Below are 24,818 nucleotides of genomic sequence, written 5' to 3' on the forward strand. Positions count from 1 at the left end.
AAATATACCTGTAGAACAAAATGGCTATCGCAAATAGTAGATCAGTTGAAAAAAACCGCTGATTTTTTCACAGAACCCGAGTTAAAAAGATGTTTTTCCTCTTCCGGCCAGGCGACGTTTTCTTGTCCTACTCACTCCCGCCATTCACGCAGGCTGCCACGGGTACGGCGGTATCACAATCAGGTAAAGTCACTCGGTGTCTATTTCAAAGTCATTTACCAGAGCCATCATCATAATAGTCGCCATCAGAGTCATATGAATAATGCGGGTAGCCAAAGCCAGTATTCAATGGCTCGGCAGCCATAAAGGAATCGTAATTGTCGTTATCTATCAAAGTTATGCTTCTGTCTAAAGCGGACACGAATAACTTTCTGGCAGCTTCTTTATCTTTCTTATATAGAAGGCTAAGGTATTCCTTTTTTTTACTGTTAGCCTGAAGCTCGATTATAAAACTTTCTATTTGCTCATCGGTCAGATTGTTAATGAGTGACTCCCAATCCGGAGCCAGCAACAGGCTGCCTGTCGTCTTATGCTTATATCTATGAGGGGCAATACGCTCATGTCGCATTTGCATGAACCCCACGGCCGCAACATGATCGTATTCTGAGCTGATGTTGCTTTTTGCGAGAATAAACAGAGCAATGTGCGAAGGATACGTAGCGAGCCGCTCCATGGATACAACACGGTAAGCCTCTTCTTCATGGGGTGGCTGAAACTGGAATTGTTCCGAATTACCTATAGGCACGCCTCGAATATCTATTTGAGACCTATCCGTACTCCAGAGAAATTCTTTAATCCTTGGGCGATAGCCTTCTCTCGTATACACAAGGTTCAGATTTTCCCTGTAGTCGCTGGGAGTTGGCTCTCTTCTCAAACCATCTGTGATTCTGTTTAAGCTATTAATTAATATTTTTAAGCCATTTTCTTTATCTTCGAGAATATAGTTTTGAAAATGCTTTAACAGTGCCTTGTTGCTAGCATTTAAATGCTTACAGAGTGTTTCTATTTGGCTGAAGGTCTCCAGACTCCTTATTAAGGTTTCCCAGTTACTGGCAAGATATAAACAACCTTCTTTAATATCGCGGTTATATGCGCAGTCATAGCCGCAGAAATTTTTTGGAGGATATAGACACCCTACAGCCTTGACTGCGTCGGCTCCCCCTGACTCAGCTTCAAGCTCGCTTTCGTTTTGATTGTTTTCGGTGATAATAAAAAAAATTGCATAAACGTCATGAAGGGTCCAGGTCTCATGTCCACCATCAAAGTATCCGACCCTTCTTCCTTTGGAGATGGATACAATATGGTAGGTTTGCTGATTGGTAAGGGGGCAATTAAATTCTTCATTCTCAGCAGACAGGCAATGACTGATTATTTGATCCGGATCATAATACAAAAGATCAATACCTGTATGCCCTTTAAGCTTTGATAGGTCGTAAGCTTCTATAGGAAGTACTCGCTTCTCCAGACATCTGTGAAATTCGGTTAAATAACTATCCAGGGAAGGGGTGTCATCAGACTGGCTGGATGTGCCTGCTCCCTGATTTCCTTGCAATGAGGCAAGACTACCAAATTCTCCAGATGTGCTGGCTTCTTCAGGTCTGGTATCGGACATTGTTTCAGGAGGTATCGCTCCTGATTCTTTCTCTTTGCATGGTCCGTGATTACAAAGCGGGCATGGGTTGCCGCGGGTGTGTATTTTTTGCCGTTTTTCAGGAGGTTTTTCTCCCTCGTCATCCTTCCTGGCTGAACGGGTCTCCGCCTGACGAGAGTCTGTTTGTGAAGAGGTTGCGCCGCTCTGTGGACTCTCCTGGAATAGGGAGGAAGACCCTTTTGATTCTTTTTGTGAAGCTCCGTTTGGTATCTGCCTGATGTCGTATTGACTTGTTTCAAGACTGGTTGTCAGGGAGAGGAGGCGCTCTTTTAAGGCAGTTTCCGAGGCCGGCTGTAAAGGAAAGATAAGCCCCGGTTCATGGATTCTGGTAAGGCCGGTTTGTAACGCTTTAGAAAATAGTAACGGAATCTGTGACAATAAAGAATTAGCTTCTGTTCTGGTTTTAGATTGCAAAAGAGCTTCAATGCCAGCCTCGGAGACTTGCGGGAAGATAAAAAAAAGGAGACCAAAAAAACTCATAAATACGACAATGTTCAGAAACATCTTATGTATTCGCATATTCTTGCCTCTATGGGTTACAATCGGTTCACCAAGCTCTCAGGGTAGGTATTAAGCCCAGAGAATGGTATGAGGAAGCAGCAAAAACCACCTTGAGCAATCAAAATATACCTGTAGAACAAAATGGCTATAGCAAATAGTAGATCAGTTGAAAAAAACCGCTGATTTTTTTCACAGAACCCGAGTTAAAAAGATGTTTTTACTCTTCCGGCCAGGTGACGTTTTCTTGTCCTACTCACTCCCGCCATTCACGCAGGCTGCTACGGGTATGGTGGTACCACAATCAGGTAAAGTCACTCGGTGTCCATTTCAAAGTCATTTACCAGGGCCATCATCAAAGTCGCCATCAGAGTCATATGAATAATGCGAGTAGTCAAAGTCAGTATTCAATGGCTCGGCAGCTATAAAGGAATCGTAATTGCTGTCATTTATCAAAGCTATGCTGTCATTTATCAAAGTTATGCTTTCGTTTAAAGCGGACACGAGTAATTTCCTGGTAGCTTCTTTATCTTTCTTGCATAGAAGGCTAAGATATTTCTTTTTTTTACTGTTAGCATTAAGCTCGGTTATAAAAATTTGTATTTGCTCATCGGTCAGATTGTTAATGAGTGACTCCCAATCCGGAGCCAGCAACAGGCTGCCTGTCGTTGCATAGTCATAGTTATGAGGGTCAATAGGCTCATGTCGCATTTGCATGAACCCCACGGCCGCAACATGATCGTATGCTGAGCTGATGTTGCTTTTTGCGAGAATAAACAGAGCAATGTGCAAAGGATATATAGCGAACCGCTCCATGGATACAACACGGTAAGCCTCTTCTTCATGGGGTGGCTGAAACTGGAATTGTTCCGAATTACCTATAGGCACGCCTCGAATATCTATTTGAGACTTATCCGTGTTCCAAAGAAATCTTTTAATCCTTGAGTAATAGTCTCCCGAATACCTAAGGTTCAGATTTTCCCTGTAGCCGCTGGAAGTTGGCTCTCTTCTCAAACCATCTGTGATTCTGTTTAAGCTATTAATTAATATTTTTAAGCCATTTTCTTTATCTTCGAGAATATAGCTTTGAAAATTATTTAACAGTTTCTTGTTAACATTTAAGTACTTACAGAGTTTTTTTATTTTTCTGTTGTCCATTTTCCTTATTAATATTTCCCAGTTGCTGGCCAGATGCAAATAGCCCTTTTTGAGAGCGGGATCATATTGGCTGAAAAAAAAGCCACCGCGATTTTGTGAAGGATATAGATGCCCTACAGCCTTGACTGCGTCGGCTCCCTCTGACTCAGCTTCAAGCTCGCTTTCGCTTTGATTGTTTTCGGTGATAATAAAAAAAATGTCATAACCTTCATAATCATAATCACAATCGATCCGAGACTCATTTTCAGCGTCAACGTATACGCCCCTCCTTCCTTTGGAGATGGATACAATATGGTAGGTTTGCTTGTTGGTAAGGGGGCAATTAAATTCTTCATTCTCAGCAGACAGGCAATGAATGATTACTGCATCTGGGACATAATACAAAAGATCAATACCTGTATGCCCTTTAAACTTTGATGTGTCGTAAACTTCTACAGGAAGTACTTCTTTCTCCAGACATCTGTAAAATTCGGTTAAATAACTATTCAGGGAAGGGGTGTCATCACACTGGCTGGATGCGCCTGCTCCCTGATTTCCTCGCAATGAGGCAAGACTACCAAATTCTCCAGATGTGCTGTCTTCTTCAGGTCTGGTATCGGACATTGTTTCAGGAGGCATCGCTCCTGATTCTTTCTCTTTGCATGGTCCGTGATTACAAAGCGGGCATGGGTTGCCGCGGGTGTGTATTTTTTGCCGTTTTTCAGGAGGTTTTTCTCCCTCGTCATCCTTCCTGGCTGAACGGGTCTCCGCCTGACGAGAGTCTGTTTGTGAAGTGGTTGCGTCGCTCTGTGGACTCTCCTGGAATAGGGAGGAAGACCCTTTGGATTCTTTCTTTGAAGCTCCGTTCGGTACCTGCCTGATGTCGTATTGACTTGTTTCAAGACTGGTTGTCAGGGAGAGGAGGCGCTCTTTTAAGGCAGTTTCCGGGGCCGGCTGTAAAGGAAAGATAAGCCCCGGTTCATGGATTCTGGTAAGGCCGATTTGTAACGCTTTGGAAAATAGTAACGGAATCTGTGACCAGAAAGAATTAGCTTCTGTTCTGGTTTTAGATTGTAAAAGAGCTTCAATGCCAGCCTCGGAGACTTGCGGGAAGATAAAAAAAAGAAGACCGAAAAAACTCAGAAATACGACAATGTTCAGAAATATCTTATGTATTCGCATATTCTTGCCTCTATGGATCATACCCGGCTCACCCAGTTCTCAGGGCAGGTATTAAGCTCAAAGCGTGGTATAAGGAAGCAGCAAAAACCAGCTTGAGCAATCAAAATATACCTGTAGAACAAAATGGCTATCGCAAATAGTAGATCAGTTGAAAAAAACCGCTGATTTTTTCACAGAAACCGAGTTACAAAGATGTTTTTTCCGGACGATTTTCAACAGTAAGTCCCACAGCTGTGGAACTACATACGACAATGGATCATCTCTGCAACAACCTGGCTCGTATGCGCTGAACCAGATATCACCTTCCAGTCAGGCGACGATTTCTTGTCCCACTCACTCCCGCCATTCGCACCAGGCTGGCACGGGTATGGGCATGACACAGAGCAATTGCCAACGCATCGGCAGCGTCGGCCTGTGGTGTTGCACTGAGTTTCAGAATCGAAGTCACCATGTGCTGAACCTGATGCTTATCCGCCGAACCCTTGCCTACCACCGCCTGCTTGACCTGCCGGGCAGAGTACTCCGCCACTTCCAGCTTGTGATTCACAGCCGCAACAATGGCCGCCGCCCGCGCCTGCCCAAGCTTTAATGCCGAGTCGGCATTGCGTGACATAAACACCTGTTCTATTCCCACGCTTTGCGGACAGTATTGCTCCACCAGGGCCGAAACACTGTCGTAAATCTGTTGCAGTTTTTCCGGCAGTGAAGCATCCCGAACACGGATACAGCCTGAAGCCACATAATGACACTGGTTACCGACCTCCTCGATAACGCCATAGCCGGTGATACGGGAGCCGGGATCAATACCCAGGAGTATGGCCATGTAGAACTCTTCTCAGACACGCTATTAAAAAAACAGCTTACTGTACATTTATACAAGTTTCTATACGGTACAGTCGTGCAAATCACACTTACAATTCAAAACACGGGAATTACCAAACTCTCCTACGACAATCAGCCCGCCTTGAATAAGCTAGTGACCATTGACTGTTCGGTGATGATTATGCGAGACACTCTAAAAACTCTAATGACCCTGACCGGCGTGGTGGTGATACTGTTTATTATTGTGGTGGGGATTAATCTTTGGCTTTAGCAAAATCGTTGTAAACCCTCGCCCAATGCGGGCGGGGATATAAGACGGGAAGGCGCAGAGCCTTCCGCCATCAATCTGGTGTACTCTGGCTATTAACGTAGTCCTTCAGAGTCTCGATAGTTGCACCGCCAGCACTGCAAGCAAAGTAAGACCTTGACCACATTAAGCCTGCTTTGCTCTGAGCAGTAAGGTGGGTATTCAGCATTCGCAACCGTCTTGATGATGTTGATTTGAGATTATTTACCATGACACTGATAGCCAGTTTTGGTGGGTAGGCCACCAACAGGTGTACGTGATCTTTTTCGCCATCCATTTCAAGTAACTGGCATTCCAGTTTTTCACATGCACTCTCGAACGACTCCCGTAACTGCTTGATCATATAGCCATCAAAAAGCTTTCGCCTGTACTTTGTCGTGAACACCAAATGAACAACCAGCTTGGTAACGCTATGTCGTTTGCGAAGATACCCTTTAAGCAAATCTTTATTGTGTGCGCTCACTTGAAAACCTCTTTCAAATACCTGTAATATAAAGTTTATATTAATGAGCACTGAAATAACGTTCCATGCTGAGAGCCACCAAAGTACGAATCTATCCAACATCAGAGCAGGCGGAATTTCTCGACCGTCAGTTTGATGCTGTGCGGTTCGTATGGAACAAGGCCCTGGCTATTAAGGTTCATTATTACAAGGTTCGTGGGCAGAGCCTTTCTCCCAAAAAACACCTGAAGCCCTTGCTGGCAAAAGCCAAGAAAAGCCGAAAGTACTCATGGCTGAAAAACGCTGACTCTATTGCACTGCAACAGGCCACTATCAATCTGGATACGGCCTTTCAAAACTTTTTCAATCCCAAATTGCAGGCAAGATTTCCTCGCTTCAAGAAAAAGCATGGCAAGCAAAGTAGCTACCATTGTACGTCTGTCTCTGTGGGCGATAACTGGATAAAAATCCCCAAGTGCAAGCCCATAAGGGCTAAAGTGCATCGTGAAATAGTGGGTAAGGTGAAGTCTATCACCCTGAGCAGAACGCTAACCGGCAAGTATTTTGCCTCCATATTGGCTGATGATACCCAGGAACAACCAAAACAGATTGATAATCTTGAAGCTAATCAGGTTGTCGGTGTTGATATGGGGATTGCTGATCTGGCTATCACCAGTACCGGCCATAAGACTGGCAATCCTCGCTTTCTGAAAAAAGCACAACGTAACCTGAAAAGAAAACAACAGGCTCTATCTCGCTGCAAGAAAGGCTCAAAAGGTAGGCACAAAGCCCGTTTATTGGTGGCAAAGGCGCATGAGCGTGTAGCCTTTGCCCGTAATGATTTTCAGCATAAGCTATCAAAACAACTCATCGACGAAAACCAAGCGGTGATTGTGGAGACACTGAAAGTTAAAAACATGCTCAAGAACAAGCGTCTTGCTCGTTCTATTGCTGATGCTGGCTAGCACTCACTGATAACCAAACTCGAATACAAGGCAAAGCAGGAAGGTAAACATCTGGTGAAGATAGACCAGTGGTTTGCATCCTCTAAAACTTGCTCAGTCTGCGATTTGAAACAGGAAAAAATGCCATTGAGAATCCGATCATGGGAGTGTAGCTGTGGTGCTATCCATGACCGGGATATTAATGCAGCTCGCAATATCAAGAAGCAAGGCATATTGAAATTAAAGGCGGAAGGACTGTCCGTTTCTGCTGATGGAGGCTTGCGTAAATCCGGCAGACTGTCGGTTGCTGCCTAAGAAATCAGAAGCCTCACCCGATAGGGTGGGGAGCAGTCACTCAATGATGATGGCGGGGCATGATCAGGAACGCTGATTCCTGATCATGCCGACGATCCATGTTTTGATCAGCGCCTGCCGACTGATGCTTTATGGTTGAGTGCGCAGAATCAGGCAATCTTCAGGATTACAGACCTTCCTAGCCTTTGTAGCATTACCACTAATGCATCAATAGTAAATTTGCTGGCTTTTCCTGTCATCACATCAGAGACTCTGGGTCTGTTTACATTCATCAGCAGGGCCGCCTCCTCCTGTTTCAGGTGGCGCTCCTGAATGGTCTTCGTAATTTCTGTCATCAGCTGAATTTTTAGATCTGCTTTGATTTTCAGATCTGAGTCTGCTTTTAATTTCTCAGCTTCCTCAGGGGAGAATCCCAAGTCAGAAAATACATTGCCACCTGTAGGGGTCGTATGACCAATAATCCGTTTACTCATCCGCCTTTCCTCTTCTTACTACGCTCAGCAACAACTTGTTTATAACGTCGGCTGGCGATCTGTTTATCCTGCTTGCTGGTCTGCTGGGTTTTCTTCTGAAAACTGTGCAGTACGTATACCGCTTCTTCAAATTTGGCGACATACATTACACGAAAAGCATCACCATCCTCAGAAATGATGATTCCCTTCGCCCCTGCGCCAACCATTTTAAAGTCCTTCCAGTGCTCCGGCTCCAGGTCATTCTGTATACGGCTTAACTGGTAACCCGCTTCTCGTTTAGCCGGATCAGGAAACTGGAGCAGGTCATCCAGAGCACTTCCCATCCACTTTATCGGCTTTTCGTTACTCAATAGTCTAGCACTGCGTATAAAATTTTGTACATTCTAGCTCAGAATAGTTCCCTGCGAATAAGAAAAGTCTTCTCAAATATGAAAGTTCCGACCCGGCTGGGTGTAACGATCCAGTCCTTTGTCGTCTATATTGCGTCCACGTATGTTCTGCCACTGATGCTGCTTTTTGTCAGAAATACAGGAGGGTGATTTACTAAAAGTTGGTTTTCAGGTCAAAAAAAACGCCCGAAGGCGTTTGTTATTCAATTATCTGGCTTTTAACCAGTTTTTAACATCTGAACTTTGATGGATCACTGCAATAATATCCGGCTGTTCGTCAATAACATCGTAAAGGATCAGGTGTATTCCCACTGGTGTCCCATAAATGTCAGGATCAATATCTTTTCTACGCTGTCCTGCCCTGGGGTTGTCTGCCAGCCACTCAAATTTATCCCTGATTTTCTTCAGATACCGGTCGGCCTGTTCTTCTCCCCACTGTCCTGCCGTATAAAGCCAGATACTTGCTACATCCTCCTGTGCTTTCTGGCGAACCGTGTAGTTAGCCGACATTACGCTTCCCATGCAACTGATCCAGAAGGTGATCCATATCAAAGTTTTCAACAATCGGGCTGTTACGACCTTCTTCTACCTTATGCCTTAAAGCCTGCAGTTTGGCCTGATGTTCTTCGTAATCTCTTTCCAGTAATGCCAGCCCGGCTCTTACGGCCTCGCTAACGGTTTGGAAACGACCTTGCCGGATTAACTCGGCAATCAGCTCATCGAAGTGCTGACCTAATGTAACGGATGTGGTTCTGCTCATAACGGCTCACCTTTTGTGTTATTTGATAACACATATTAGTACATTCTGGCGAATCATCCATTATTCGGACAAATCATTAGGGTAAGGCAAGGTTGGGGAAGGGGTTCCCCGCCTGCGCGGGGATGATGGTGCAGAGTTTGTTTCACACTTGTACAGCCTTTTGCGACTGCTGCACAAGCGTGAATGGTGGCAGGGTGATCAGATATCCCACTTGACGCTGACGGAGAAGTTACGACCCGGCTGGGTGTAACGATCCAGTCCTTTGTCGTCGGTGTTACGACCCCGGATGTTCTGCCACTGGTGATACTTCTTATCAGTGATGTTGAACAGACCGGCTCTCAGGGTCAGGTTATCCATTGGGTGGTAGTAAGCGGTCAGATCAACGATGCCGTAACCGGCAGGGTTGAACTGTTTTTTAGTAATATCTATGACATCACTTTCGTCAATATCAGAATTCGACTTGCCTTTCACCAGGGTCCAGGCAAGCTCACCACCCCAGTCACCGGAAACATCGTCATAGCCCAGACCAAATACAGCAGTCAGAGGGGCTACCGAGTTCAGCGCTTTACCATTTTCCTTGTTTTTACCCCGGGCGTAGGCAATGGAGGTTCTCAAGCTTGTTCCTGTTGGCGCATTCAGGGCATCATCCAGCCAGAGCTGTCCACGGAACTCGACCCCTTTGATTTCGGCTTTGGCGATATTCTGATACTGGGAAATTCCAAAGGGATACCAGATACCACCGTCTTTTTTCACCTCATCAATGAAGTTTTTGTAGCGGCTGAAGAAGCCAGTCAGCTCAAAGCTGACAAAATTGTGATCCCCACGCAGACCAAACTCAATGGAACTACTCTCTTCCGGCTTCAGATCCAGGTTAGCCAGATGTTTGTTTTTCCCCTTAGTGTCCATGTTGAAATATGTTTCATATAAGCCCGGAGCCTTGAAACCCTGGCTGAGCTGACCAAATACCGACACGTTGTCATTCAGATCATAAATGGCACCCAACCTACCGGTCAGTTTGCTGCCTTTTTTATCATTCGCTGTCGTTCCGTCCTTCAGCTTACCCTTAGGTTTGTAATGGTAACTGTCATAACGCAAGCCCGGGCTCAGTTTAAATCGCTTGGTGATCTGCATATCATTCTGGGCAAACAAACCATAAGTCTGGTTATCTACTCCGGGAATATAAGTATCGTCGGTAGGCTTACCAGTCTTCAAATCATGGGTAGTGTTTTCATTAATTGTCTTTACTTGTCGGACATCCGCACCATAAATGAGATGATGACTGATATCTCCAGTAGTAAATGTTTTTTCAAACTGGGTGGCCAGTTTCAGGGATTTTTCCTGATAGAGATAGTCCTTGTTACGGGCATTGAACTTTGTGGGATCAAATGGAGGTGGTAAAATTTGCTTTTCGTAGGCTGGAATATGAGTATTTTGTCGTGTTTGAGAGTCCTGCCAGTCCAGTTGCCATTTCATGCTGTCAAAGGCCACCAGCGAGGCATCCCATTCATGGGAGAAACTAACCCGCTTACGCTGACGTTTGTCATCTCCGGTCATAACCACTGGAATCAGACCAACACCAGACTTCAACTCCACATCGCTTTTGGTTTCCTGATACTCAGCGTCCAGACCAATACGATGGTTGTCGTTTAACTGATAACGCAACTTACCCAACAGGTTGCCACCACCAAACTTCATGGGGTCGGCCTTACCTCTGGTTTCACCGTTGACATCCAGACCACTATGAGTCGAAGTTTCGTTATAATTCCTGCGGGTATAAATCAGCAGGCTCTCCAGATCACCGGTACGGTTCGCCAGGGTAAAAGTGGTTGCCAAGCCTTTATCCGCACTGGTGTAAGCCCCTTTGATGGAAGCTGCGGTATCATCACCTTCTGCCTTCAGATAATCTTCAGGGTCTTTAGTCTGGAAGGCCACGATACCGCCAATAGCGTCACTACCATACAGACTGGACGATGGCCCTTTTACAATTTCTACCGCTTTCAGGGAATCCACATCAATAAAGTTTCTTTGCCCACGCTGGTAGGGACCAGCTGGCTTGAACTGCTGAGGCTGATCGACCCCATCCACCATGATCTTAACCCGGTTGCCGTCCATGCCCCGGATATTGAAGCCTTCGGAACCATTGCGGCCATCAGAGCCAACCGTCACCCCCGGCTCATAACGCACCAGATGCTTGATATCGGTCGCCATGTTCTTTTCAATTTGTTCTTCATCCACCACAACGACAGAGCCAGCGATATCTTTCAACTGCTTTTCAGTACGAGCAGCCGACACCGTCACCTGATTCAGCAGGGTTGGCTGATAGTGTTTACCGGAGTGATCATCAGAAGAGGTTTCTGCCTGTGCGTGGGCAACAGAAACCGAGGCCGCCATAATAGCCAGAGCCAGGGAATGCTTGGAAAATTTCATGTGTGCGTTATCAGTATTGGCGTCCGTGCGGGAGCCGGTTGTCGACTTCTGTGGTACTGACTAACCTCTGTCAGCCCACAATGACAAAAGGTACCTGACCAGGCGAATCCTTTTTTTACGATTCACTGTTCAGACACCTGAACGTGGCTAAAATAGCCAACAAATAGCAATGTAACAGGAGATAGCTTTGAACATCCCTGCTCCACAGCGCGGAATATACTAGCCAATCAGTAAGACCAATGCAAATCATTATCATTATGCTTGAAATTAGCCGCCGCCTGATATCACTCCACTCTTACCTTGTACTGAACCTTCCCTGTTCGACCAGGTAAGAGGCTGCCAGAAAAGCGCCAGATCAGCTTACCGGTATACCCAACACTGTTTTCAGACTTTCCGGGCAACACGTCTTCGCAACCGGTGAGACCATCCGGTAATACTTGCGGACAATGAATACGCTCGGCCAGCGTCGTAAAAGCCGGTGTGCTGTCAATGATATCGAGCTGTGTCAGTGGCGTTGCACCCGCATTGGTAAATTCAACGGTGTATTGCAGAATATCTCCGGAACCGGCCTTGTTCGAGGTGGTTTTACCCTCTTTAAGGCTTATATTCTCGACCCATTTTTTTAATGCCAGCTGATCGCTTTTCTGATCGGAAACCGTCAGGTGATTCTGCACTCTGGCGACCAATGGTGGCTCATCCGACACCTGACCACTTTTTCGGAATTCAGCGGTAATATTCATTAATGCCTGTAAACCGTAGGGCGCATTGGCCGGTACAAAACTATTGGCCTGAATGCAAACAGGCAGCCCTTTTTTCAGGTCAAGGGGGGCTGATATCGGAGAACCGCCGTCAGACTCCCCATTACAGTTCACCTGTTTTAACCCAATGGGCCAGTCAACGCTTTGCTGGTCGGACTCACTGATCCATTCAGGCTTCAGAACCACGTTGCCGTCAAAGGAACTGACAAGCCGGTGTTGAAAACTGACGGCTGTGCCGGGAATAACAACACGACGATGGTTAATCGTAAAGTCTAATTCAGGAGTACCTTCAATATAACTGAAACCAACTCTGGATAACTGACCCGCCTGAACCTTAACCGGTGCCGGGTTTTTGCCTCCGGGTGACAGCTGGTAACCAGACAGCGCTGGCTGTCCGGGAATTACATTTAGCTGGTATTCCCCCGCCGGAACGCCATCAACGTTAAACGTTCCATCCCTGTCTGTTTCGAGCACCTCTACCACAGAGAGCGTTGATAATTTTTTATCAAAATAAGATAGCTCTACTTTAACCCCGGCAATTCCCGGCTCCCCCGGATCCCGCTTACCATTGCCGTTCAGGTCATGCCATAACGAGGTACGAACCTTTCCCGCCCTGACAACGGTTGTTACAGGGCCAAATTCAGAGGTATTTCTCTGACTGTCAACCAGGGTAGCGGTTATCTGATCACCGTCTTTTACCTTTGCGTCAGGCAGTGGAAGTTCTATATGAAACCGTTTTTTCTCCAGCATTTTGCCATCGTTGCCACGATAGCGGGCTCCGTAACTGGACTGGTTTTCAGCATCATTTCCGGTGCGCATGTCGTTTTCTGAACGTATAAACAAGGGCCAATATTCCCCCCCTGTCTTCTTATAAAACTCAACGGTTACCGGGGAAATCGCCTCATTCATCACGCCTCCCTCAAGCACCAGTTTATCGTCATACATGTAAGCATGATGAATAACCGGCGTATCAATACCCCGGTTGGGCCAGCCGTCTTCGTAACTGCCGGTGTTTTCAGTAGGGCCATCGCCGGTCACGGTTGTCACCGAGAGATCAATGGGCATATCCACGCCATTGACGCGGTTGTTCCTGAACTGGTTACCAATAATCCAGTTGCCTCTGGCAGAGCGGCTCGATGCATTATCCATATTCGAGATCACAACCCCCGGCCCGTTATTATTCTCAATCAGATTACCGGACACCTTGACCCTGTCGCCGCCATCGGACCGTGCCTGCAAACGCAGACCAGCACCTTCACCACGTGATGACTGATGAGCGCGCCCACCACCAGACAGAGTGTTGTCAGTAATATACAACCGCTCAGGCTTAATAAAGCGCCAGCTTTCAAGGGCAACGCCGTTAGCACCGTTAATATGATTTTTAGTGACAAAGACATTCCTGCCCGTTTCAGTGGGAGATGAACTTTGCAGTGAAATGCCATCGCTGGTCAGACTGCTGGTGCCATTATCCAGAATCAGGTTGTATTCAATACGACCGGAGCCTTTGAAATTCATACTGGTAAGGCGGGCTCCCATAATCAGGTTGTGGGTAATGGTTGCGCTGCTGCGGGAACCCGTTTCAATGCCATCATAGAGCGTATGATTTTTTTCAGGCTGGCCGCTGTAATTCACACCAATAAAGTTGTCCTTGACCTGAATGCCTGAAACGCCTTCCTTTACCTTAACTCCGATACTCTGGCCTACTGATACCGGACTGGTTATGGCTGTGTTTTTCAGCGTTTGACCGTTAGCCTCCAGCAGAATAATGTACCCGCTTCCGGAGCTTGCGATCTCAAGATCAGGGCTACGGAAAGCACTCAACGGGTAGTGATTTATTCCAGCGCTGTACCCGGTTCGGACGTTTTTTGCCGTTAACGCTTCCCGTTCCGGTTGCGCAAAATTCCGGGCTCTGCCATCAATGATCGTGTTGGGGATACGTAACGCCGTTAACGGTCTGGCCAGTGTGATTTTCCAGCCACGTTCATTATTTTGAGGAACCGCTGGCACAAACAGCATGTTCAGCGCTTTTCTGAAGTTTGCGTTAGCTATAAACTGGCGCAGGCTACCCTGGCCGGTATCGCCTGCATGAGTCACCACCTCGTAGCTAAAGCCAAAATCAAGATGGTTGCCGTCAGCGTTTCCAGCTGGTATATGGATAATATGCTGGGCTTTATCCCGATTAGGACTAGCTCCTATACGGTCAGTTTCTCCCGCGTTTTTTCCGCCATAACAATAACCGGCCTGCTTCAACGTTCGGGTGCCACCATGACCATCTGCGCAAACAGCGCCGACGCCTGCCCAGGTTTGTTCCGGCAGGATATCAGCACGAGGCCCAACAGTGGCAGCATCTACCGCCACCGTGTAAGCACCTGCATCATTAACAAAAAAGGCATATTCGCCAGCTTTTGTGGTGTTTGTTGTTTGAACTACCTGACCCTTGTCGTTAAACAGGTGGATCCTGGCGTTGGCAAAGGGTGTTATTTTGTTTCTGTCGACGACTCCGGTTCTGTGATCAAACACGGTGCCGCTGAATTTGCGCTGGCTTCTGAAGGCTTCGATAAACACGCTGCTATCAAATTTGCTGTCTGTGCCGTTAGCAATAGCAATTTTAACTTGGTAGGTTTTACCGGATTCAACAGGGAGGCGACTGCGGACTTTTTTTGTCCAGCCAAACAATTTTATCCGGTCTGTTTTTCTCGGCGTTTCACTTTTTCCAACTTTCTGAACATTGCCTTGATAGTAATGGGTATTGAAAAAATTATGGTTAATCTTTTTGCAATTCTCGTTATTTTTCTCGTGCTTACAAAATACCCCCCAGTCCCCATGGTTAACGAAGTTGGTTGACACTCTGTCACCGTTGGGGAGCGTCGCAATATTAACCGCGCCATTGGTAAACTCCCCGTTGATACCCTCACCGCTGATGAAAAAACCATAGGCATCGACGTATTGTGACCCCACAAACTTTTCATACTCATCGGAGCCAAACTGAAAATCGACGGTAATATTGTCCCGCTGTGGTTTCAGGTCAAAGTTCAGCACCAGCAGGTCATACTGCCTGATGTCAGAGCCCATGATTTTTCTCAGGTCTGCGTCCTGATACTTAGACGAAAAAGTCTCACTGTCGGATTCACCACCACGCTCCTCATCAACCTGCCTTTCATTAAACTGTTTTTTGGCACTGCCCTTCAGTTTTTTCACGCTGTCGGTTGACAACACCAGTCCTTTTTCAATATCAAAGTCAGGAACACTGCCGCCATTTGAGAACAGTCCTACCCGGCTTTTACTGTATCTGACCAGCTTAACATTGCTGATTTCTACCCCCGGTCCCAGCAGACTCTGCCTGATGGTGTCTGCAATCTTTTTTTCACTGCTCCCGGCAGAATCAATCCTGATATTGGCCCAACCCTGAAGAGCAAACAACATAAGCAGCGTTAACACCATCAGCTGCCACAGATAACGCCACTGAGAACGACGGAATAATTGACTGGAACAAAAACTGACTGCCATGAAATTTACTCCCTGTATACCAACGAAGCTATTGAATGCGAACCCCAAAAAACAGGGCAACGGATTCGCCCGGCATTAACCCATCTGACCAACTGGCACTGATTCCCTGTCCGCTGGAATAAATCTGCCCCGGAACCCGACCCTGGGTTTTTGGCAGCCCTGACTGCTCACAAAAAGTCGTAAAGTTCGGAGCTGCATCATGAATCACCACTTGCTGAATGCGTTGAGAGCCAAGGTTGCTGGCAGTCAGTCGATAAACGACACAGGTTCCCGGCCTGGCCGGAAAGTGATCCTTTGAAAAGTGGGTCGGCAGTACGCTCTTACAATCCCAGGGCGCCTGCTCTTTAACAATGGTCACATGGGTATTGTCCACCGTGGCGATATCAAGCACAGCCAGAGTTTGATCCTGCCCCTCCCGGTTACGCCAGCAAGCCTTCAGGCTAATGGTTTCCCGGGTACCCTGGGGAGCGTTGGCAGGCGCAAACACTTTGACAGCCAGATGCATAACCTGACCAGCGGCAACCTCCACAGGATCGGTAATGACTGACTCACCGTCAGCTATCTGACCATCGCCGTTTTTATCCTGATAAACCAGTGGTTTCCAGCTCTGGTCATCGCTGACGACCAGCCTGATACCCTTAATATCTCCATGACCAGTGTTGACCAGTCGGTGGGAAAACGTCACAAAGCTACCGGGAGCCACCGTGCTTTCACCATTGGGCTCCAGCACCAGTCCTTCGGACGCTACGATATTCACGCCCAGGTGCAGCTTATCCTGCTTACCAGTGACGGGCGACCTGACTTCAATATACATTGAGTATTGCCCTGGTTTTACCTTGCCGGGCAGATCAAACGCTATTTTTAGCGGTGTCTCCCCATTCCTTTTGATCACACCAGTATTCGAGATGGGGCGATTGTAACGATTAAGGAACTGTATTTTCAGCCCCTCTGGTAATGAGCTTCCCGGTGCAGCCATCAGACGGAGGTTATAACTGTCGGGCATTTTGCCGGTATTGTTGACAAAAACCGTTTCGAGCAGAGCGCGGCTACCCGGTTTTGCTGTAATGGTTTTAAGAGGGCTGGATTCTGGCCCGGGCCCCTTGCCGGGGGCGTTGACATTATCCTTTAACGGCTGCCCAAAGGTCAGGTCCACCGCCAGAGTGCCATCGTTAATATGCCCAAGAAGGTTCAGGACATCATCATGGACTGCTTTATTGCCAACATCTTCCGCTTTTAGCCGGATGTTATAACCATCCTTGCGGATATGTTCAGGTTTAATATCAACCGGTAACTTTACCCGCAGCCTGACAGTCTGATGTTTTCCGGGTGTCAGTTCACGGACAGAAACCTCCGGATAGTCTTTGAAAGTCGTACAACTACTGTCGTCATTGCTTTTACACAATGAATAGAGGCTGCCCGGTGGAAAAGTGTTACTTCCTCCGTCTATGTCGGGATACACCCGATAGTCAGCTGACTGGCTACCGGTATTCCAGACATAGTTAATAAATTCAACCACACCTCCGAATTCTGCTGAGGGTACGATAACAACCCCACCCGAATCCTTTAACGAACGGTAACGGCTTCCATTTACAGTCACTCCTGCCCCTTTTATATGTACAGGCACCCGGTTAGAAACCTGCTTTTCGTCTTCATTAAGGGAGTAATACTCCGCCCTGTTAAAAAATGTCTGTCCAGCAAAGCCATAGTTAATGGTGGTTGAAAATTTGATGATGCCCTTTTTATTCGATTGATGCCCGGTCAGCTGGATTTTCACTTCCTGCCGGTTAACACCATCAACAGTCACCGGTTTCACTTCAAAGCCATCGTCGCCTGTTGCTATGGGGGATTTTAACGCTCTGCAGTTTAAACCCTGGCTATCACAACTCCACACCTTTCTCGCGGGATCCAGTGTCATCACTTCAGGCAGTACATCAATGGCTATCAGCCGACTGCTATCAACCTTCTTGTCCAGACGCTCATAGTTGAGTTCGACCTGAACAGTCTCTTCAGGTGACGCCATTGTCGGGGTCATTTGTTTATTCAGGTTGTAGACAGCCTGCTGTCCGACCACCAGAGTATCTTTGTTTTCATCAAGGCAACGGTATTGTTCATGGCTGTCGGGCTGGCAACGGTCATTTTCTTTGACTACAGCCCTCAGGGTCAGGGATGTATTGGCTGAAGCCGCTGTACCACTGACCAGAATATGCAGGGATTCCTCCGGTGCTAATGACACCAGCCCCGTGATTTCCGGATGGTTGCCAACCTGTCCCGTATTGCTCTGGTCGTTGAATAACCGGATATCATTGATACCGCCCGTATCGGGAACCTCAAGCTGATAGCGGGTGCTTACATTACCGGTATTGGTAAGGACGTGGGGAAATACAAAAGCTTTGCCACTGACCACCAGACGACTCTGGTTCTGTTCCAGTCTGACGCCGGGTGCTTCCTGAACCAGGGTAGCCACTTCGTTGGATGTGGCTGAACGCTGTACGCCAAACTCGTCAACAAAGCTGGCTTGCGCCTGACTTCTGATAATAAAACCCACCGGTGCCGCCGCTTTTGCCCCGGCAGAGAGGAGCAGAAGCAGGCACAGGCAATATCTAATCGTCATCGGATTCAGGCTCCCTGCTATCCAAAGGCTGTTCCAGCGCGACGATCTTGCCTTCTGCGTCGAGTAACAGCATCTCTACCCGCCGGTTGACGTCTTCATCCTGACCTTCTGCCGGAGCAATCAACAGCAGATCTTTACCCAGGCCCACCTGTTGAATTCTTACTGCCGCCACACCATTATCCATTAACCAGTCTGCAACAAACTTCGAGCGTCGTTCAGACAGAGGCAGGTTATAACGCTGGGTAGCCACACTGTCCGCAAAGCCCCGAAGCACCACCCGGTAATCAGAATACTCAGTTAACAGCTCAAGGTTATCCTGCAGCTTCAGGGACTCTTCTTCGGTCACTGCAGTTTTGTTGTAGGGGAAATACACCGCACTGTGCCACCTCAGATTGAAAACAGGTGCAGGTGACTGCATTAATGGCTCCACCACCGGACACATATGAAGGTCGTATTCAGCATACAGCTCTTCTGTACTGACACAGCCGGTAAGCAGTGCTGATAAAAGCAGTAAGGCAAGCAGTTGCAGTCGATTGCATCGAGTAAGGAGCTCGTGTGTTATTAACTCTTGTTTTATAAAGAAAGGCGTCATGAGGTAAACCAGCCAAACAGGGATTCATCAAACTTGAACAGCATACTGAGGTGAACGCCTTCGGCATTGTATTTCTCGCTATCAAGGTCTTTATCAGAAAAACCAACAACGTTGTAGTAAGCACCAACACGGAGGTTGCGCACCACCAGGTAGTAAATACCTGCGCCAGCGGACCAGCGCAGACTGTCTGTACCATCAACACCCAGTACACCGGCACGCAGGTCAAGATCCCAGCGGCGATTAAGGTTCCAGGTTAACCGGGCATCACTGACCCAGCTCTGACTGTTGTACTGGTAATCTTCCAGAGTCGTACATACCCATTTACTGCCGATACGACCGGACATGGTCAGGTCTTTATCGATCTGCCGGTTCTGGTGAGTAGACACTAAATGGACGGTACGGTTATCCGCCGCATTCATACCCCGTTCCTTTTTCCATTCATACAGGTACAGACCATGCTGGGTGTTGTCCTGTTTAGGGCGGCGGGCCAGCCCCAGGGTCAGGGCATGTTTTTCCCGACAACTGGCGTCTTCTGCCTTGGGTTGTTCCAGCCGGAACCGGGTTCTGACCAGTCCGCTCCAGTCAAGGTTCAGGCGTCGGGCAACGGCGGCATCAAGGCCATAATAGTTCTGGGACTTACCGTTGCGGTATTCAATTCGCCCCGTGGCCCGCTGGTTGGCATGGCGCTTGTCCTGAACGCCCATAGACACGGCAACACCGTCGTTATTACCTTTGCCGCTGACAGTATTGATCACCTCAAGGCTTGGGGTGATGGTCAACCCTTTGGTCAGGGTGACAGAAGTATCGGCACCGTTTACCCACTCCATGGCTTTGCCATCCGTCGCCCCACGCATACGGTACTCAGAATAGGTTTTGGTTTTCGGCAGCCATTCGCTTTTAACACCCACAGAGAACTGGTTACGGTCACTGCCCGAAGCCACCGGACTCAGGTTTTCATCGCGCTCAACACGACCGTAGGCGCTTACTTTCTCATGAACTTTCCAGTTAGTTTCCAGGGCGAAACGCTTGCGGGAATTGGTCAGAGCCTGCTCATACTCAGCCTTGACCGATGCGTCCTTCTCCAACAGCTTGAAGCTTTTTTCCGCCCCCACCTGTCCGGTGCCGTAACGGTCGTTATCGTTTTCATTGCGCTGGCGAATATAACGACTACCCACTGACAGCTTCCAGCCATCACCCACCTTATGATCCAGATAAGCCCCCAGGCTATCGCCCTGGGAAGAACCATTGTTATCCAGTGACTGACTGACTTCCGCTTCAGCCCGCAGGCTGGTGTTATCGGTCAGTTGTTGTCTGTGCTTCAGACGGGTCTCTTCCCGGCCTGATGAAATGCCGCTGGCGCTATTCTTATAGCCTTCGTCTGCCCTGGCCCAGGTCAGCTCTGTCTCGGATGCGCTGTTCCATTTATGCTTCAGTTTGACCCGGGCTGCATCTCCGCTAACGTTTTCTACTGCACTTTTGTCACTACTGCCGTTAACCGGTGATTTGCCGGTCATATGCGCCGCTGAAACGGCAATGGTTGTTTTCTCTGACGGTTTATATTCCACCCAGGCACCGCTGAGGTCACTGCCTTCCGTCGTATGTTCGTTGCGGGTATAGCTGGCTCCCACTTTCATTTGTTCATTAATGGTCTGTTCTGCCCGTACACCGGCTACGGTATAGGCTTCGCCTCCGTCCCTGAGGTCATAGGAGACCCGGATTCGCTGAACATTGCCTTTATCATCCCGACTGTGAATCGGTTTGCTGAATTTCAGATAGCCGCTGAACTCATCAAGGGTATAGTCGCTTCCCCGGCTCATGGTTTCGCTGTTTATAACCAGACCCGGATTGTCAGGATGGAAGGCTTCAAGAACAACCGTTTCACTGTGTCGCTCAATGGGCGCACCCTGCAACCGGTAGTTCATGGCTGTACCATCGGGCTGAAGGGTTTCGGTACGGTGGCTGTTTTCCGGACGGGCGGCAAAACCGTGAATACGGGTGTCGCCGTTATCGTAAATGGCATTAACACCATTCAGGTTGCGCTGAATTTTAGCGAGATTGTGCTCAGAACTGTGGGCGTCTGTCTGGTAATCGCCCCACATAATGCTGCTGCGGTCTTTTTCAACTTTGGCATAGAGCTTACTGCGGCTTTGTGCCTCGTAGCCTTTCTGGCTGGCGTCCCCGGTAATAGGATAATAATCGTCCGGATTGGTGTCCCGGAACAATTCTGTATCTTTAGCCTTTTTGCTGTCATAAGACAGGGTCAGCTGAGTGTCTTTAGCAATTTCCCCTTTCATAAACAGAGCAGCCCTGGCATCGGTGCTGGAGCCGTTTTTAATGGAATCCAGTTCTGATAAAGCACCGTTGACACGACCGTGTCCGGCATTCAGTTCTACCAGGCCCGCCGCAATCAGGGGTCGAGGAGCAGCGACCTGGGTAATCTGAGCATCCGATTTCAGCTCTCCGGTAGACGCACGCAGCGTCACAGGGCCGGAAGTATTGCCGGAGCGCAGATTCACCGTCAGCTCCCCTTGGTCAACCCGCACCTGGTGTCCCGGTTCCTGATCCTGGATATCTGTTTCATGCCAGCGTCCGGCAGAGGCTTCGAGGGTGACAAAGTATACGCCCCTGGCTGGCAGACCATTTTTATCCAACAGCTTTATAGTGACCGGAAGCAAACTGCGACCGTCGTCGGCTGCCAGAGTCTCTGCTGCCGGTTTAATTGCGATGCTGTCAGCAGCGGCTGACTGGGTAAAGATCCCGCTGGCAAGAATGCGCTCATTGCCAAACATATCCGTCGTCTTGACCTCTACCTGATTTTCACCGTCTTCCAGGACAACGCCGTACCAGGCCATTAACTGTGCCTGTTCCCGGCTGTTCAGCATCTGTTCGCCCAGCCGGTCATGGCTGACTGGCTCGCCATTGACGTACAACAATGGCTCAACACCGGCACGAACCACGGCCATAAAACGACCATCGGCCTGTGCGTTTTCAGGCCATAGCCAGTCACCGTTTACTGCCTGCTCCCTGGTAATCTGTTTCACCGCCTCGTCGGGGACTGGAATGGAGGCTGGTTTTATGCTTGATTGAACGTTGGTCTGCTCAGAGCCTGTATTACTGGAACGGGCGTTAATGGATGCTGTGTTAGCGTCAGTTGTCTTCTGATTATCGTTGTTATTAGTGGGCGCACGAACCACACCGTGAGACAGGTCGCCAGTGTTATCCGCTTTATCGGAGCGCTGTGAACGACTGTATTTTGCCGCGTCATCCAGCAACCACTCACCGCTGATGCTTTCGTTACGGGCTTTGATCTGGTCGAACACTGTCTGGTAATCACCAGTGGGGCACTGTGCCGCAAAATCCGCCCGGTGCATTTCGCCGGGGGCAATATCCACAAACCGGCTGTCTCCCGCGGCAGCGTTACGGTTGTCGATGGGTTTCAGGGTCAGCCCATCCGGCATAGTCACCGGATCCACCTTGAGTACATGCTGACCGGGACGAATCCCCATCAAACTGTACTGGCCGTTTTCATCGGTAATGACCCAGGTTCCGTCTTCCATATACAGACGAACACCACCAATGGGCCACTCCCCCGGTGTTTGCAGGCTATTGCAGTCCTTGTCCACATAAAGCTTGCCAAAGATAATGCCTTTGTCCGACAGCACGCCGGTCATGGCCACGTTGACCTGGGCTTTGGCTTCGTTGGAGCTGACTGTCTGGCCAGTAACATCTCGCCTGGCCGTGGCCGTTGCCCGATTGATGCCATCACCGTCAATGCCTCCGGCACCTGCCTTCAGGGCATAAGTGATGGTGACTTCACCGTTGGTATCAAGGGCAGGGTTAGTTCTGATCCTGAAGGTCAGTTCCGGGCCAGCCCCCCCTTCCGGGTCGTCTGCCTGCTTGCCGTTTATACGAGCACTGCCTTTCATATATTTAAAACCAAGGGGCAGCCTGTCGTTTATTTGCAGGTTATAGAGTTTGACATCAAGGTTGTTTTTAACTTTCAGCTCGTAAGCCACCAGCTCACCGGGCGCTACTTCTTTTTGTTTTGCTTCTTTCTCCAGGGTCAGGCCACTGGCCGCAGCCACCGGGTCCAGAGGTACGTCAAAATGAGCTAGCCTTCTGTGCTTATCCACAACAAAAGAGCCTTCAATGCCGGTGATGGGTTTCTTGTCACCATTCATCCCTCCATAGCCATAGGATGCCTCATTGATAACCATGCCGGGCATTTTCTCAGGTGCGACTTTTGACGGGAACTTGTAGGGCGGTTCTGCGGTAAACGTCTCTGGTGCTGAAGCGGTGATAAAGTAACGACCCGGCTCCAGGCGAGGATAATCGAACTGACCATCTTCACCTGTCACCATCCCCTGCCAGGGCTGTCCTGTTTCCAGATCAATGGCGGGCTCACCATGCAGGTCAGTGAGGTTGATATAAACGCCATCTACCATTGAAAGGTTGCTTGAGTCGAATACCCGTCCCTGGGGGCTGACATCAACGGTATGCTGGTAACGCTTGTCGGTTAGCGGATCAACGACGGTTGCCGTAAGAGTGTCATTCTGCTCCGACTGCAAAATACACTGACTGCCGGGCAAGCTATAGTCAGGCTGCTGACTGTCAGACTGACACAGCTGACCACCACCCTGCTTATTCCTGAACAGTCGCAGAGGAGACTGACTACGAAACAGCCCGGTATCAGAGCCTGTCTCCTGCAGCAGCACACGAATGTTGTCGTTCAGGCCTGAGCGAACACTGACTTCAACGGTATCTACGACTTCTTTGGAAACCCTGAAATTGCCGCCTTCCAGCTCCAGATAGACATCGAACTGAGGCCTGCCGCTGTCTTCCTTCAGGTAATACTGACCGGCACGATAAAAGTTACCGGTAAATTTCGGTGTTTTGGTAAAATCAGCCGGCTCGATAAAACGAATAATAATATCGTCTTCAGGCTCATTGCCATCGGCAATCACTGTCGTCCGAACCAGATTACTGTAGACTTTTGCAGCGCTGGTGCCATCCAGGGAGATAAAGGCTTGTTGCTTAATCAGCGTATCTTTTCGGGTATCTTTCGCTATCCTGACAGAAAAGGTCAGATGACGTTTATCGTCAATGACCAGCTGGTCGGGATGAACAATCGCACCGACTCGCGTGACCGGTGTCGTTTTATCCCAACGGTCAAAACTCACCCACTCCCGGTTTTCAGTAAAAACAATAACCTTCGCCTGAACCGGCGAGATCACAGGTGTGAAATCAGGATTAAGTTCGGTATAAACCGGCAGAATACTTTCAATAGCGATACCGTAAACTTCCTGACCGTCCACGATCAGGGTGCGACCGGGAACCTGCATGTTCCCCACATTCTGGGTGTGAATGGTGTAGGTCAGCAGCTCGTCCGCTTTGGCCCGGGATTTATCAACCTCTGCATGTAACCGAACGACACCTTTGCCAACGGTGACTGTATCGACGTTTTCACTGCTGGTAAGTCCATCGAGTCTGGAAAGTGCCGACACAGTCAGCGCAAACTGATCGTCAATGGATGCGGCTACCGGAACCGTTGCCATAACAATCAGCTCAATAAACTCGTCATGCCGGAGTGTACGGGTTTCTGTTAAGGGGGGCGTGTCAGGGGCTGGCAGTGCGCCCTTGTATTCGTACACGGCAAGGTTTTCCAGAACCGGCTCCTTACCCTCAACCATTGCTGCATCGACTTTAAACCGATCCGGGGTATTACCGTGATTAACCAGTCTGTGAATGAAATAGACCTGCTGACCCGGAGAGGCGATCTGGTTCTGGTTCTGCTCCAGTACCGGGGCTGCCACCGGGGCTACGGCCAGGGATGACTGATTGGAGAGCAAGGTTACAGGCTGGCCATTTTTGACATCAAAAAAAACCACCTCAGCCTGAGCCATAATGACGGTGCCAGCAGGAGTGAGGGCTTGCGCCAGGGTAGCCAACAGCATCAGCCACAGGGCAAGCATTATTTTCATACTGTGATTGAAGGCTGGCGTC

General features: G+C 48.6%; 16 protein-coding genes. 3 read left to right on the top strand and 13 right to left on the bottom strand.

Annotated elements, in window-relative coordinates:
* Positions 1-211: 211 nt before the first annotated feature.
* The 3 genes from NX720_RS02385 to ruvC form a co-directional block, all read right to left on the bottom strand.
* Positions 212-2,155, bottom strand: a complete 1,944-nt coding sequence (locus tag NX720_RS02385) for a hypothetical protein (RefSeq protein WP_262599149.1) — start codon at positions 2,153-2,155, stop codon at positions 212-214.
* Between the two features lie 330 nt (positions 2,156-2,485).
* Positions 2,486-4,468, bottom strand: a complete 1,983-nt coding sequence (locus tag NX720_RS02390) for a hypothetical protein (protein ID WP_262599151.1) — start codon at positions 4,466-4,468, stop codon at positions 2,486-2,488.
* A 298-nt stretch (positions 4,469-4,766) separates the two neighbouring features.
* Positions 4,767-5,291, bottom strand: coding sequence for a crossover junction endodeoxyribonuclease RuvC (ruvC, locus tag NX720_RS02395; protein ID WP_262599152.1), 525 nt, complete (start codon positions 5,289-5,291; stop codon positions 4,767-4,769).
* Positions 5,292-5,432: 141 nt separating this feature from the next.
* Between ruvC and NX720_RS02400 the strand changes: the two genes are divergently transcribed.
* Positions 5,433-5,561 (top strand): hypothetical protein, encoded by a 129-nt coding sequence (locus NX720_RS02400; protein ID WP_262599154.1) that lies wholly within the window; start codon positions 5,433-5,435, stop codon positions 5,559-5,561.
* A 70-nt stretch (positions 5,562-5,631) separates the two neighbouring features.
* Here NX720_RS02400 and tnpA read toward each other — a convergent pair whose 3' ends face one another.
* Positions 5,632-6,060, bottom strand: a complete 429-nt coding sequence (gene tnpA / locus NX720_RS02405; RefSeq protein WP_262595354.1) for an IS200/IS605 family transposase — start codon at positions 6,058-6,060, stop codon at positions 5,632-5,634.
* A 65-nt stretch (positions 6,061-6,125) separates the two neighbouring features.
* Between tnpA and NX720_RS02410 the strand changes: the two genes are divergently transcribed.
* Together NX720_RS02410 and NX720_RS02415 are read left to right on the top strand one after the other, a co-directional pair.
* Positions 6,126-7,004: an RNA-guided endonuclease InsQ/TnpB family protein gene (locus NX720_RS02410; protein WP_262599155.1), complete on the top strand. Its 879-nt coding sequence runs from the start codon at positions 6,126-6,128 to the stop codon at positions 7,002-7,004.
* Between the two features lie 9 nt (positions 7,005-7,013).
* Positions 7,014-7,298 (top strand): transposase, encoded by a 285-nt coding sequence (locus NX720_RS02415; RefSeq protein ID WP_262601704.1) that lies wholly within the window; start codon positions 7,014-7,016, stop codon positions 7,296-7,298.
* Between the two features lie 149 nt (positions 7,299-7,447).
* On the opposite strand, the gene NX720_RS02420 is transcribed toward NX720_RS02415, so the two are convergent.
* From NX720_RS02420 to NX720_RS02460, 9 genes are all read right to left on the bottom strand, one after another.
* Entirely contained in the window at positions 7,448-7,771 is a 324-nt protein-coding gene (locus NX720_RS02420) for a helix-turn-helix domain-containing protein (protein ID WP_262568332.1), read from the bottom strand.
* Positions 7,768-8,121 (bottom strand): type II toxin-antitoxin system RelE/ParE family toxin, encoded by a 354-nt coding sequence (locus NX720_RS02425; RefSeq protein ID WP_262599156.1) that lies wholly within the window; start codon positions 8,119-8,121, stop codon positions 7,768-7,770. Before NX720_RS02425 ends, NX720_RS02420 begins: the two co-directional genes overlap by 4 nt.
* A 246-nt stretch (positions 8,122-8,367) precedes the next feature.
* A complete protein-coding gene (locus tag NX720_RS02430; RefSeq protein ID WP_262599157.1) occupies positions 8,368-8,682 on the bottom strand; it encodes a type II toxin-antitoxin system RelE/ParE family toxin in 315 nt (104 codons plus the stop codon).
* Complete coding sequence (locus NX720_RS02435) at positions 8,660-8,920, bottom strand: type II toxin-antitoxin system ParD family antitoxin (RefSeq protein WP_262599158.1); 261 nt, start codon at positions 8,918-8,920, stop codon at positions 8,660-8,662. The genes NX720_RS02430 and NX720_RS02435 overlap by 23 nt, the downstream gene beginning before the upstream one ends.
* Before the next feature lie 198 nt (positions 8,921-9,118).
* On the bottom strand, positions 9,119-11,347 hold the full coding sequence (locus NX720_RS02440) for a TonB-dependent hemoglobin/transferrin/lactoferrin family receptor (protein ID WP_262599159.1): 2,229 nt from the start codon (positions 11,345-11,347) through the stop codon (positions 9,119-9,121).
* A 284-nt stretch (positions 11,348-11,631) separates the two neighbouring features.
* The gene (locus NX720_RS02445) at positions 11,632-15,612 is read right to left on the bottom strand and encodes a choice-of-anchor L domain-containing protein (RefSeq protein ID WP_262599160.1); all 3,981 of its coding nucleotides are present in this window, start codon (positions 15,610-15,612) and stop codon (positions 11,632-11,634) included.
* Positions 15,613-15,640: 28 nt separating this feature from the next.
* Positions 15,641-18,223: a COG1470 family protein gene (locus tag NX720_RS02450; protein WP_262599161.1), complete on the bottom strand. Its 2,583-nt coding sequence runs from the start codon at positions 18,221-18,223 to the stop codon at positions 15,641-15,643.
* Positions 18,213-18,641 (bottom strand): OmpA family protein, encoded by a 429-nt coding sequence (locus tag NX720_RS02455; protein ID WP_262599162.1) that lies wholly within the window; start codon positions 18,639-18,641, stop codon positions 18,213-18,215. The genes NX720_RS02450 and NX720_RS02455 overlap by 11 nt, the downstream gene beginning before the upstream one ends.
* 170 nt (positions 18,642-18,811) lie before the next feature.
* Positions 18,812-24,796: a hypothetical protein gene (locus tag NX720_RS02460; RefSeq protein WP_262599163.1), complete on the bottom strand. Its 5,985-nt coding sequence runs from the start codon at positions 24,794-24,796 to the stop codon at positions 18,812-18,814.
* Positions 24,797-24,818 lie beyond the last annotated feature (22 nt).

The sequence above is a fragment of the Endozoicomonas euniceicola genome, assembly GCF_025562755.1.
Classification (GTDB): domain Bacteria; phylum Pseudomonadota; class Gammaproteobacteria; order Pseudomonadales; family Endozoicomonadaceae; genus Endozoicomonas_A; species Endozoicomonas_A euniceicola.